Annotated in this window: 12 protein-coding genes; 4 read left to right on the top strand and 8 right to left on the bottom strand. The window is 69.7% G+C overall.

Translation table 11 applies throughout. The annotated features are described in order from the left end of the window. Positions 1-10: 10 nt before the first annotated feature. The 4 genes from I7X12_RS14570 to I7X12_RS14555 all read right to left on the bottom strand — a co-directional run bounded on the left by I7X12_RS14570 (position 11) and on the right by I7X12_RS14555 (position 3734). Positions 11-880: a CheF family chemotaxis protein gene (locus I7X12_RS14570; protein ID WP_198060786.1), complete on the bottom strand. Its 870-nt coding sequence runs from the start codon at positions 878-880 to the stop codon at positions 11-13. Between the two features lie 122 nt (positions 881-1002). Then, complete coding sequence (ygfZ, locus tag I7X12_RS14565; RefSeq protein WP_198060785.1) at positions 1003-2151, bottom strand: CAF17-like 4Fe-4S cluster assembly/insertion protein YgfZ; 1149 nt, start codon at positions 2149-2151, stop codon at positions 1003-1005. 106 nt (positions 2152-2257) lie between these two features. Then, positions 2258-2458: a DUF7333 family protein gene (locus I7X12_RS14560; RefSeq protein WP_198060784.1), complete on the bottom strand. Its 201-nt coding sequence runs from the start codon at positions 2456-2458 to the stop codon at positions 2258-2260. A gap of 85 nt (positions 2459-2543) precedes the next feature. After that, on the bottom strand, positions 2544-3734 hold the full coding sequence (locus tag I7X12_RS14555; protein ID WP_198060783.1) for an FAD-dependent monooxygenase: 1191 nt from the start codon (positions 3732-3734) through the stop codon (positions 2544-2546). Between the two features lie 144 nt (positions 3735-3878). Between I7X12_RS14555 and I7X12_RS14550 the strand changes: the two genes are divergently transcribed. Together I7X12_RS14550 and I7X12_RS14545 are read left to right on the top strand one after the other, a co-directional pair. After that, on the top strand, positions 3879-4415 hold the full coding sequence (locus I7X12_RS14550) for a DUF1349 domain-containing protein (RefSeq protein WP_198060782.1): 537 nt from the start codon (positions 3879-3881) through the stop codon (positions 4413-4415). Between the two features lie 111 nt (positions 4416-4526). Continuing rightward, positions 4527-4913 carry a hypothetical protein gene (locus I7X12_RS14545; protein WP_198060781.1) on the top strand — a complete coding sequence of 129 codons (387 nt, stop codon included), beginning with the start codon at positions 4527-4529 and terminating at the stop codon, positions 4911-4913. A gap of 37 nt (positions 4914-4950) precedes the next feature. On the opposite strand, the gene I7X12_RS14540 is transcribed toward I7X12_RS14545, so the two are convergent. The 3 genes from I7X12_RS14540 to I7X12_RS14530 all read right to left on the bottom strand — a co-directional run bounded on the left by I7X12_RS14540 (position 4951) and on the right by I7X12_RS14530 (position 10416). Further along, positions 4951-6003 (bottom strand): WD40/YVTN/BNR-like repeat-containing protein, encoded by a 1053-nt coding sequence (locus I7X12_RS14540; protein ID WP_198060780.1) that lies wholly within the window; start codon positions 6001-6003, stop codon positions 4951-4953. Between the two features lie 70 nt (positions 6004-6073). Then, positions 6074-9085, bottom strand: a complete 3012-nt coding sequence (gene uvrA, locus I7X12_RS14535; protein ID WP_198060779.1) for an excinuclease ABC subunit UvrA — start codon at positions 9083-9085, stop codon at positions 6074-6076. A gap of 110 nt (positions 9086-9195) precedes the next feature. Beyond that, complete coding sequence (locus I7X12_RS14530; protein ID WP_198060778.1) at positions 9196-10416, bottom strand: aminotransferase class V-fold PLP-dependent enzyme; 1221 nt, start codon at positions 10414-10416, stop codon at positions 9196-9198. Positions 10417-10505: 89 nt separating this feature from the next. Here I7X12_RS14530 and I7X12_RS14525 point away from each other — a divergent pair, with 89 nt between their 5' ends. Together I7X12_RS14525 and I7X12_RS14520 are read left to right on the top strand one after the other, a co-directional pair. Further along, positions 10506-11333 carry a PIG-L deacetylase family protein gene (locus I7X12_RS14525; RefSeq protein WP_198060777.1) on the top strand — a complete coding sequence of 276 codons (828 nt, stop codon included), beginning with the start codon at positions 10506-10508 and terminating at the stop codon, positions 11331-11333. Between the two features lie 52 nt (positions 11334-11385). Then, positions 11386-11961 (top strand): LURP-one-related/scramblase family protein, encoded by a 576-nt coding sequence (locus tag I7X12_RS14520; protein WP_198060776.1) that lies wholly within the window; start codon positions 11386-11388, stop codon positions 11959-11961. Positions 11962-11970: 9 nt separating this feature from the next. Here the strand turns inward: I7X12_RS14520 and I7X12_RS14515 are convergent, their stop codons facing one another. Beyond that, entirely contained in the window at positions 11971-12378 is a 408-nt protein-coding gene (locus I7X12_RS14515) for a hypothetical protein (protein ID WP_198060775.1), read from the bottom strand. Between the last annotated feature and the right edge of the window lie 2 nt (positions 12379-12380).

Here is a 12380-nt window from a genome sequence, read left to right as displayed (position 1 = left end):
CCGGGGTCGTTCAGGCGTTGACGTCTTCGAGGTGGTTCGAGACGACGACGCGGCCCTTCGGTGTGAGTGTCGGGCCGTCCTCGCCGTCGACGACGAGTTCGTCGCTCCGGAGGTCGTTGAGGACCATCGTCAGCTGGCTGCTCTCCGCGTCGAGGACGTTCGCCAGCGAGACGCCCGGACCGGTCGAGTAGACGGCGACGAGCAGTTCGACCTGCTCCTCCGAGAGGGTCACGTCTTCGAGGTCGGCCATCAGGTCGCTGTACTCCAGACGGAGGTAGCGACCGAGGATCGACATCTTCCGCGGGGAGTCCATCGCGGCCAGCGAGAGGGCAGCCTGGCCCTCGTTCAGGTGCCGGACCGCCAGCACGGCCCGGTCGGCGCCGTTGATCTCGCGGGAGGTCCGCTCGAAGTTACTGACCGTCGAGAGGTCGACGTCGACGGCGTCGTCGGACCGGCGGAAGCGGACGGTCCCCGGCTTGAGGAACAGTTTCGCGGGCGCGAACGATTCGCCGGTAACGCGGCCGCCGACGCGGGCAGGGTGTTTGACGGTCACGTCGGTGCCGTTGAGGACGGCCTTGAAGAGGACGGTGGTGAACTTCTCGATCTTGTCGTCGTCGGCCTCGACGGCGGCGACCATGCGGTTGCCGCCCTTCTCGAAGGCCACCGTGACCGTGGAGTTGAAGAAATCGCCAAGGTCGTCGGGGACCTGCCCGACGGCGACGTCGAAGATGGCCGACAGCGGGATAGTCACCTTCCCCTCGTCGGCGGCGAGGACGAGCCGCTTCTCGCTGAGGAGGATCCGCCCTTTCACCGGCTCGGCGCGAGCCGAGGCCTCCGAGTTGAAGGTGGCGACGAAGTCCGCGATGATTGATTCCGACATGGGCGGCGTTACCACTCACTTCCGACCCACGAATATTGAGCGTTTCGTGCCAATATCAACGGCGAGAACAGCCGGGCCGGGGTCGTTCGGTCGGTTGAGGGCGTTGGCGAGCCGGCGGCCCGTTAGGGGGCGTCCGGGTACCGCGGCCGGCGCGCCGACTCGTCGCTGCCCTCGACGAACGGGAGCGCGACGCGGGCGGCGGGGCGTTCGTCGCCGTCGACGCGGACCGCGAGTGACGCTCCGACTGCAGTCTGGTCGCTGTCGACCGCAGCCAGCGCGACCGATTCGTCGCGGGTCGGGCTCGCGGCGGCGCGGGTCACCTCGCCGACGGCGGCGTCGCCGTCGAACACCGCCGCGCCCGCGTCGGGGACGGCACTCTCGGCGTCTCCGGTACCGTCCCCGTCGCCCGGTTCGGGCTCGACGACCAGACCGACCAGTCGCTGGCTCGGTCGGCCGCGGTTCTCGACGCGGGAGACGACCTCCTGGCCGACGTAACAGCCCTTCTCGAAGTCAAGCGCGTTGCGGACGCCACAGACGTTGGGGACCCGACCCGACAGCTCGGTCTCGAACAGCGGCGTCCCGGCCTCCAGCGTCAGCGTCTCCCAGGTGCGGTAGCCGAACGGGGCGGCGGCCTGGCCGCGGTTTTCGAGGGTATCGAACACGTCGGCGGCCTCGCTCGCGGCGCAGACCACCTCGTACCCTTCCTCGCCGGCCAGGCCGTCGTCGCGGATCACCGTGACGCCGGCGTCGGCCATCGACCCGCGGACGAACGAGAGGGGGCGGTCGGGCGAGGGGGCCTTGTTGAGAACGCTCGCGACCTTCTCGGTGGCCTGCGGGCCGTAGACACCGAAGACGCCGAAGTCGTCGCTGGCGTCCGTGATCGCCACGTCCTGGATGAACGTCTTCGAGCGCCAGTCCTCGGCGACGCGCTCGTGTTCGGTCGGCGGGAGGAAGACGAGCAGGCGGTCGCCGGCGGCGGCGTTGTAGACGTACATGTCCGTCTCGATGCCTCCCTGAGGGTCCAGCAAGAGGGCGTAACAGCCCTCGCCGTCTGCGGTTGGGACGCGGTTGGAGACGGCGTTGTCGACGAAGTCGACGCGGTCGTCGCCCTCGACGGTGAGGACGCCGTAGCCGCGTTCGGTGACGCCGACGACGTTGCGGACGGCGGCGTGGGTCCGCTCGGGGCGACCGTAGTGGGTCACCACCCGGCGGTCGCCGCGCTCTTCGAACGTCGCGCCGTGGTCCGCGTGGACCGACTCGATGACCGTCATTGCCCCGAGTTGGGGCCGGTGTCGGGTTACGTCTTGCGGAGCGGGGGTACGTGGTGCGTCCGACGCGGCCGACGACTGCTGGACCGCGGACGTCACCGAGCCCCGTTCACCGCATCGCGCCGGCGCGGTACTGCCCGTGCGCGACGCCGATCGCCAGGCAGATCAGTCCGAACACGATCATCGACGGTGCGACCATCATCAGGATCGTCGAGGTCCCCATCGGGATCGGCGCACCGATCAGGCCGCCGATGCCGACTGCGATCAGGACGACGAACGCCGCGGCCGTCTTCGGCAAGTCGAGTTCCATACCGACCGTTAGGAAGCCGCTCAAATCAGCGTTGCGACGATTCTCACCCGGCCGTCGGCGTTCCGTACGTCGGTCGACCCGGCGCTCACCCGCGCAGCAGCGATTTCAGCTGGTCGAGGGAGAAGACGGTCGTCGGCCGGTCCATGTGGACGCCGATCTCGCCGGCGAACGCCCGGAGGCCGACTCGCTGGACGGGGTCGGGCAGCGAGTACGCCCGCCGGACCCAGTGGCCGAGTTCGATCTCCCGTTCGAGGTCGTCGCGCCACGCCCGCTCGTAGTCGGCCAGCGTCGACGGGTGGCGAGGGTCGATCTCGCGGGCGGCGTGGTCGGCGGCGGTCATGCCGTAGCGGATGCCGCCGCCGGTAAAGGGCTTGGTCTGGGCGGCGGCGTCACCGACCAGGAACGCCCGGCGACTCGTCACCGAGTCGGGCGGACCGACGGGGATCAGGCCCGAGCAGCGGCGGTCGGTCTCGACGCCGCAGTCCGCCGTGAAGCGGTCGAAGCGCTTGCGCACGTCCGCGCTCGGCGGCGTCGCGAGACCGTACTCGACGCCGGCCTCCCCACGGGGGATGCGCCAGGCGAAGAAGTTCGGGACGGTGAGGTGGACGTCCACGAAGTCGGTGGCGTCGTCCTCGTCGGAGAAGCCGAGGACGCCGTGGAGCAGTTCGTCGGGCTCTGCCATGTCGAGTTCGCGTCGGACGCGCGATTTCGGGCCGTCGCAGCCGGCGACCATCCGCGCCTCGTGGGTCTCGACGCCGTCGGGTCCCCGAACCTCGACTTCGACGCGGTCGCGGGACTCGGAGACGCCGACGACGGTGTGGCCCTCCCGGAGGTCGACGCCCGCCTCGCGGGCTGCGTCGGCGAGCTCGCGGTCCAGCCCGACGCGGTCGATGACGTTCGACACCTGCTCGTCCTTGTAGAATGGGTAGGCGGTGGCCGGGAACTCGCCGTCGCGGTCGTCCGAGGGGGCGCTCCGGCCGGCAGCAGTGCCGTCGCGGCCGGGGTGCGCGCGGCCGTTCGGACGAGGGTCGCCCGGCGGGTCACCGCGGGGCGAACCGAGGTGGAAACGGGCGCCGTAGACGACGTTCTGCAGGAGGCGGTCGCGGGCGCCCTCGGGCGTGAACTCCCAGACGTCGGTGGAGACGTGGCCCGAACAGGCCAGGGGCTCGCCGACGTCGCCCTGCTCGAAGGCGAGCACGTCGTAGCCCCGCTCGGCGGCGCGGCGGGCGAACCGCGAGCCGGCTGGACCACAGCCCACGACGACGAAATCGTACATACTCGCCCTGTGGCGTGTCGCGATAAAATATCTTTCAGTCCGGCCGGCGGCGCGGTCACCCTCCTGACGGCCGCCGTCGGGTCCGGTCGCGGCCCCGTTCTCCCCCACGCGTGGGTTTATTCGCGACCTCCGCGTACCGACGGCATGAAGTGGCGCAACGAACCGCCGTCGTGGGACCGCTCGGGTGATCGACTGACCGTCGACGCGGCCGGCGAAACGGACTTCTGGCGGACGACGAAACACGGCTTCGTCGCTGACGACGGGCACTTCCTCCACCGCGAAGTCGCCGGGGACTTCACCGCGACGGTCGAAGTCGCCGGCGAGTACGACACGCTGTACGACCAGGCGGGACTCATGGTCCGCGAAGACGCCGAGACCTGGCTGAAGTGCGGCGTCGAGTACGTCGACGGCGTCCAGCAGGTCGGCGCCGTCGTGACGAGAGAGGTCTCCGACTGGTCGAAGTCGCGGCTGGACGACGACCCCGACTCGGTGTGGATCCGGGTCGAGCGCGCCGGACCGACCGTCGAAGTATCGTTCTCCCGCGACGGCGACGACTACGCGATGATCCGTCAGGCGACCCTGAGCGAGGCCGAGCGGCTCCGGGTCGGCCCGATGGCCGCCGCACCGACGGGCGACGGGTTCCGAAGCACCTTCGAGGGGTTCACCGTCGAACGGGCGTGAGCGCCCGGACTCGGTGACCGCGACGGGTCGCGGCGTCGCGTGGTCCCACCGGTCGACGTACCGACGCTGTTTGCTGGTGGGCTTATATCGAACCGGTCCAGAGACACGGGTATGAGCGAGTATCAGCCGGGCGTCTGCAACATCGGGCGCGACGAACGGCGCAAGCGGCGGACGCTGGGTGCTGCCTCCTTCCTCGCGGCGGCGGCGTACGTCGGCGTCGTCCTCGGGACCGGCCGACCCCCCGGACTGCTGCTGGGGTCGTTCCCGCTGTTGTTCGGCGGGTTCATGGGTATCGTGCAGGACCGGATGGGCTTCTGTGCGGGGTTCGGGGCGCTGGCGCGCTACGATCTGTCGGGGTCGGGCGGCGGCGCCGGTTCGGTCGCCGAGGACGAAGCGGTGAAACAGGACCGGATCAAGGCGTTCCAGGTGGTCGCCGTCGCGGCGGCCGCTGCGGTCGTGACGACGATGGTCGTCTACGGGGTCGGCGCGGCGCTGTGAGCTACCGTCGACGCGGTGTGACGAGCGGTCCCCGCGTTCAGACCACGGCCAGTCCGCGCGGCGTCTGGTCCTCGTAGCCGTCGGGCCACCGCAGGGGGACCCGCCCCCAGGAGCCACCGGCGTCGGCCGAGCGGTACAGTCCGCGGTTGTTGAGCGCGAACAGGACCGACCCGCCGGCCGCGGCCAGCAGCGGCCGAACGGTACCCGCTGGCTCGGGGAGTCCTTCCATCGCGCGGTGCCACTCCGTGGGTTCGTCCCGACCGGCGTTCGTGGTGCGGTAGACGTACGCCTCGGCGGACGAAACGCTGTGTGCGCTCCGTGCCCCGCTGGCTGCGGAGACGACGACGGTGTCGGGGTCGGCCCGCGGGACGGCCAGCCCCCAGACGTAGCGGTGGCCCAGTCCCTCCTGCGGGTAGGACCACGTGTCGCCACCGTCCTCGGACTGGGCGTAGCCGTCGCCGGCGGCGGTGTAGACGCGCCCCTCGGCGTCGGAATGCGTCGCGAGCGTGTGGTTGTCGTAGCGGGCGCCTTCGGGGCGGTCCTCCCAGGTCTCGGCCCCGTCCGTGCCGTCGGCGGCTGTCGCCGTGAGCGCGTCCGCCGTCCGTACGAGCGCGCCGGCCTCGATAGCCACGTACAGGCGCTCGGGGTCGTGGGAGTCGGGCTCCAACCAGCGGACGTGGTGGGTGTGGGGCCGCGGCGGGAACGACCACTCCGACTCCGAGGGCAGATCGGTCAGCGGCGGCAGGGCCGTCCACGAGTCGCCGCCGTCCGTCGAGCGGTAGACGGCAGAGGGCTCGGTGCCCGCCCACACCACGTCGGCGTCGTGCGGGCTGACGGCCAGCGCGGTGACGTGGTCGTCGATATCGGGTGCGACCCGGTCCCACGTATCGCCACCGTCGGCGGTTCGGTGGACTCCCGACTCGACGGTGCCGACGAACGCTCGGTCCGGCCGCTCGGGGCTCGCGGCGACGCACTGGAGGTCGCGACCGACGAGCCGTTCGTCGGCGGTGTAGTCGGCGTCCGCGGCCGAGGCGCCGTGGACGACCAGCACGCGGTCGTCGAGCGCGGCGTAGGCGGTGGTGTCGGTCATAGCTGACTAGAGGGGAGCGCCGTCCTTAACGGCTCGCTGAAATCGATTTCAGGGAGACGGCGAGACGGGGTCAGTCGTCGTCGGCGCGGGGCGCCTGCTCGGCCTCGCCGTCGGCGTCGGCGGTGACGACGCGGTCGCCACGCGGTCCCTCCAGATCCACGTCGGGGAGCAGATCGCGGAGGTACTTCCCGGTGTAGGACTCCTCCGTGCGGGCCACGTCTTCCGGGGTGCCCTCGGCGACGAGCTGGCCGCCGGCCTCGCCGCCCTCGGGCCCGAGGTCGACGATGTGGTCGGCGTTTTTCACCAGATCGAGTTCGTGCTCGATGACGACCACCGTGTTGCCGTCGTCGGTCAGGCGGTGGAGCACGTCGATGAGCTTGCGCTCGTCGTGGGGGTGTAGCCCCGTCGTCGGCTCGTCGAGCAGGTACAGCGTCTCGCCCGAGTCCTTCTTGCCGAGTTCCTCTGCGAGCTTGACGCGCTGGGCCTCCCCGCCCGAGAGCGTCGTCGAGGGCTGGCCCAGCTGCATGTAGTCGAGGCCGACGTCTTTCAGCAGTTTCAGCCGCCGGCGGATCTGGCTGTGGCCTTCGAAGAAATCGTAGGCTTCCTCGATGCTCATGTCGAGCACGTCCGCGATGGTGGCGTCCTTGTAGGTCACGTCGAGGGTCTCGCGGTTGTAGCGGGCGCCACCACACTCCTCGCAGGGCACCTGCACGTCCGAGAGGAAGTTCATCTCGATGGTCACGGTGCCCTGGCCACCACACTCCTCGCAGCGGCCGCCCTTGACGTTGAACGAGAACCGGCCCTTCTCGTACCCGCGCTGCTTGGCGAGGTTCGTCTCGGCGAACAGCTCGCGGATGTGGTCGAAGACGTTCGTGTAGGTCGCGGGGTTCGAGCGCGGGGTCCGCCCGATCGGCGACTGGTCGATCAGCCGCACGGTTTCGATGGCGTCCAGCCCCGACAGGCCGTCGTGTTCGCCGGGGTTCACGTCGGAGTTGCCGTGCATCTCGCGGGCGAGCGCCTTGTAGAGCACGTCGTGCATCAGCGTGGACTTGCCCGAGCCCGACACGCCCGTGATGGCGGTGAACGCGCCGACCGGGAGGTCCACGTCCAGGTCCTTCAGATTGTGCTGGCGGGCGCCCTCGATGGTGAGGTGGCCGTCGGGGTCGCGCCGTTCACCGGGAACGGGGATCGCTTTCTCGCCGGAGAGGTAGTCGCCGGTGGTGGACTCGTCGGTGTCGAGCACCTCGTCGAAGTCGCCGTTGACGACGACCTCGCCGCCGCGCTTGCCGGGACCGGGCCCCATGTCGACGATGGTGTCCGCCCGGCGCATCGTCTCCGTGTCGTGCTCGACGACGAGCAGGGTGTTGCCCAGATCCCGAAGCTCTTCGAGGGTGTTGAGCAGCCGGTCGTTGTCGCGCTGGTGCAGGCCGATCGAGGGCTCGTCGAGGACGTACAGCACGCCGACGAGGCCGCTGCCGATCTGCGTCGCGAGGCGGATGCGCTGGCTCTCGCCGCCCGAGAGCGTGGCGGCCTCGCGGTCGAGGGTCAGGTAGTCGAGGCCGACCTCGCACATGAACCCGAGCCGTGCGCGGATCTCTTTGAGGATCTCCTCGGCGATCTTGGTGTCCCGCGCACCGAGATTCTTCTCGAGGTTCTCGAAGTGTTCCAGCGCGTCGCCGATCGACAGCCGGTTGACCTCGGTGATGGCGGTGCCGTCGACGAGGACGGCCCGCGATTCGGCCTTCAGGCGGGTGCCCTCGCAGGCGGGACACCTGGTGGTCGCCATGTACTCCTCGATGTGCTCGCGAGCCCGATCGGAGTCGGTCTCGACGTGGCGGCGTTCGAGGTTGGGGATGACGCCCTCGAAGCGCTCGGTCTTCTCGCGGGTGCCGTTCTTGGTGCGCCACTCGAAGTGGACCAGCGAGTCCGTCCCGTAGAGGAACTGCCGTCGGATAGACTCGTCCAGTTCCTCGAACGGTGTCGACAGGGAGACGCCGAAGTGCTCGGCGACGTTGTCCAGTTGCCGGGAGTAGTAGGTGCGGTCGTAGCTCCAGGGCTCGAAGACGTGCTTCAGGGGCTTCGAGGTGTCGGTGATCACCAGGTCCTCGCTGACCTCCTTGGTCTCGCCGAGGCCCTCGCACTCGGGGCAGGCGCCGTAGGGGCTGTTGAACGAAAAGGAGCGGGTCTCGATCTCGCTGATGTCGACGTCGCAGTGGGTGCACGCCAGATCCTCTGAGAACTCGACGACGAGGCGGTCGTCGGTGTCGTCGCCGTCATCGTCGCCGTCCTCTCCGTCGTCGGCGCCGAGGTCGCCCACCGACCGGGTGGTCGAACCGCCCAGTTCCACGTCCGCCGGCGGGTCCGGGACGGCGACTTTGATGACGCCGTCGCTCTCCTCCAGCGCCGTCTCGACGGAGTCCGTGATCCGGGAGCGAGCCTCGGGACTCACTTCGATCCGGTCGACGACCACGTCGATGGTGTGGTCGTAGTTCTCGTCCAGCTCCGGGCGGTCGAGCGAGAGGTCGTGTTGCTCGCCGTCGACCTCGACGCGGGCGTACCCCTCGGCGACCAGTTCGTCGAAGAGATCCTCGAAGGCGCCCTTCTGGTCGCGGACGACCGGCGCGAGCACCTTCGCACGGGTGCCTTCGGGGAGTTCGAGCACGCGGTCGACCATGTGCTGGGCGGACTGCTCGCCGACCTCGCGGCCGCACTCGGGACAGTGGGGCGTGCCGACGCGGGCGTACAGCAGGCGCAAGTAGTCGTGGAGTTCGGTGACGGTGCCGACCGTCGAGCGGGGGTTGTTGGCGGCGTTCTTCTGGTCGATGGAGATCGCGGGCGAGAGCCCCTCGACGTTCTCGACTTTCGGCTTGTCCATCTGCCCGAGGAAGTTGCGCGCGTAGGCCGACAGCGACTCGATGTATCGCCGTTGCCCTTCGGCGTAGACGGTGTCGAACGCGAGCGAGGACTTCCCCGACCCCGACAGCCCCGTGACGACCGTCAGTTCCTCCCGTGGGATCGTTACGTCGACGTCCTTGAGGTTGTGTTCCTCTGCCCCGCGGACCTCGATGACGTCTTTGCTCATCTATCCCTCGCCAAGGCTCGGTGGTGTGAAACACTGTCGGTTTCGGGGTCCGCCGAACCGGGAGCGATGGGTCGGCGGACCCTCGCTTCCGGCCCCGCCGCGGCGCCCGGTCAGTCCCCGGATTCGTCCGCCAGATTCGCCCGCACCCGCTCGACGACGTACTCCGCTTCGTCGTCGGTGAGACACATGGGACTCACCGCGAAGGTCCCGTCGTCGACGCCGTCGGCGCCGACGAACACTCGCGGCTCCTCCCGTCTGAGCGCGAGGACGAGGTCGGCGGCCGAAGCGCCCGCCCGCTCGGCCGCCACGGTGACCGCGACCGTCGGCGCGACCGACTTCGCACCGTCCTCGATCGTCGTCGAGAGGCCGTCGACGGCGTCGAGGTCCCCGGCGACCGACTCGGCCCGGTCGCGCCACTCGGCCAGCGTGGCCTCGTGGTCCTCGTCGAGGAAGGCGTCGAGCGCGGCCAGCAGGCCGACGAGTTCCTCTTTGCCGACCTTGAGCGGCCGGCCGACGCCCTGTCGGGGCACGCCGTCGAACCGGTCGGCGTCCAGCAGTCGCCCGGGGGGGTCCCAGACCGAGGCGGTCGCGTGAGTGTCGAGGTGCTGTGCGGCGACGGACTCGATCAGGTCCGCCCGGCCGGCGAGGATACCCGTCGTCTGGGGTCCGCGGATCCCTTTGCCGCCGCTGAACGCCACCAGGTCGGCGCCCTGCTCGGTGAACCACGAGAGGTTCGACTTCGGGGGCAGTTCGGCCGCGGCGTCGACGATCACAGGGACACCGTGGTCGTGAGCGACGTCACAGACCTCGGCGAGCGGCGGCCCCTCGTAGGACTTGTAGACGTGGGCGACGGCGGCGGTGTCCTCGCCGATAGCGTCGGCGTACTCCCAGGGCTCGACGTTGCGGGCGCCGGTGCCCAGCGTCGCGTCGTTGGTGCCCACGTCGACGATCGTCGCGCCGGCCGTCCGCAGCGCGTGGTCGTAGCCGGTTCGGTGCGTGCGGGCCATTACGATCTCGTCGGCGACGCCGTCGGTGTCCGGGAGGCGGGCCATCGTTCCGGGGTCGGTCCCGGCGATGCAAGCCGCGGTGCCGAGCACGAGCGCCCCGGCCGCACCGTTGGCGACGTAGCCGGCTTCGGCGCCCGTGACCTCCGCGATCCGGTCGCTCGCGGCCGCCTGCAGGTCGGAGAGACGGACGAACTGTTCGGCCGCCCGGTCCATCGCCGCCCGGGCCTCGGGGCGGATGCGGCTGCCGCCGATCCGCGTCTTCGTTCCCGCGGCGTTGACGACCGTCGGGACGCCCAGTTCCTCGTAGACGGAGCCGTCTGTCATGGGCCGACGTTCGCGCCTGTCCGGGTTAAACTCGCGGAAGCGGTTTCTGTGTCCGCAACCGTCTTCGCGCTCGCCCCGTTTGCCCGGACGTGAGCGACCCCAGTCTCCTCGTCGTCGGCGCCCACCCCGACGACTGTTCGATCAAGGCCGGCGGCATCGCCGCGAAGTACGTCGAAGCGGGTCGGGACGTGACCTTCCTGTCCGTGACCGACGGCAGCGCGGGTCACCACGAAGACGACCGCGAGACCGTCGCCGCCCGCCGCGAGCGCGAGACCGAGGCCGTCGCCGAGACGCTCGGCGTCGACTACGAGGTGTTCGATATCCCCGACGGCGAACTCGAACCGAGCCTCGACCACCGGCGGCGGCTGACCCGGTTCGTCCGCGGGGTCGATCCCGACCTCGTGCTCGGCCCGCGCCCGAACGACTACCACCCCGACCACCGCTACACCGCCGAGTTGCTGCGCGACACAGCCTACATGCTGATCGTCCCGAACGTCTGTCCCGACACGCCGCCGATGGACGAGAACCCCGTCTTCGGGTACGTCGCCGACGGCTTCGAAAAACCCGCGCCGTTCGAGCCCGACGTCGTGGTGGACGTATCGGACGCGGTCGACCGGAAACTCGACGCGCTGGACTGTCACGAGTCGCAGGTCTACGAGTGGCTCCCCTACACATTCGGCGTCCTCGACGAGGTGCCCGACGGCGACGCCGAGCGCCGCGAGTGGCTCGCCGAGGCGGGCCTCGACTCCTTCGCCGAGAACACCGAGGTGAACGTCGCCGATCGTTTCCGGGCGGCGCTGCGAGACCGCTACGGCGCCGACCGTGGCACGGCGGTCGAGCACGCCGAAGCCGTCGAGATCTCGCAGTACGGCGCCGAACTGACCGACGAGCGCCGTGAGGACCTGTTCTTCTTCTGACCCCTACTGACACCGATATTTAAATGCCAGGGGTGGAACAGTTAGGGCGCACATGGCTGGGAGCTACGACATCGTGGGGATCGAGTTGGGCGACGACAGCTACACGGTCGAACAGTCGCTGATCCGGAACAAGTACAAGGCGATGGACGCGGCGGGCAACGTCGTCCTGCGGGGCAAACAGAAGCTGCTGAAGATGAAAGAGGAGTTCCCGTTCACGGACGGGAACGACACGGAGGTGTTCACCGTCAAAGCCGGCGGTATCGTGGACGTGGCCGGGAACTACACCCTGACCGACGCCCAGACCGGCGAGGAACTCGTCGTGCTCGACAACGACTTCTCTATCTTCCAGGACACCTGGACGGTGCGGGACGCCGACACCGGCGAGGAACTGGCGCGGATCGACTCGCGAGGTGCCCTCTACACGGTCGCGCGCCACTACCTCCCGCTGGGCTTTCTCATCCCACACGAGTACGAGATAACCGACGCCGGCGGCGGCCACGTCGGTACGATCCAGGGACACGTCTCGCTCCGGGACCGCTACGACGTCACCATCGACGACGCCACGGACGTCCCGAAAGAGCCTATCGTCGCCGCGTCGATGGTTATCGACGCGATCCAGGGGAACTGAGCCCGGCGCTCACTCCCGCTCGGCGTCGCGCTTCCACTCGCGCTCCTGGCGGCGCTCGGCGACGTGGTGCTCGCCGTCGGCCAGATCGGTGCGGGCGCGGTCGGCCAGCCCGCTCACGTCGGCCATGAACTCCCGTTCGAACGACGACAGGACGTCGTAGGACCAGCGGTCCTCGTCGACGACACCCCGGGGCAGGTGGTCGTCGCGGATCTCATTCGCGAGGTCTGCGTGGCCGCTCTCGCGGAGTAGTCGCTCGGCCTCGGCCAGGTGTTCCATCGCGTGGCCGGTGTTGTGGTGAAAGGCGACGAGTTTGCCGTGGGCCCGTCGGAGCCACTCGACGCCGAGTTCGACCTCGTGGAGCGCCTCGACTTCCAGGTCGGTCAGGTCGTCGCCAGGCCTGCCGTCGTCGGGTACCATGC

It is taken from the genome of Halosimplex litoreum (assembly GCF_016065055.1).
Taxonomy (GTDB): Archaea; Halobacteriota; Halobacteria; order Halobacteriales; family Haloarculaceae; genus Halosimplex; species Halosimplex litoreum.
Note: the sequence above shows the minus strand (reverse complement) of the source record. Positions and strands in the feature narration are given on the sequence as shown.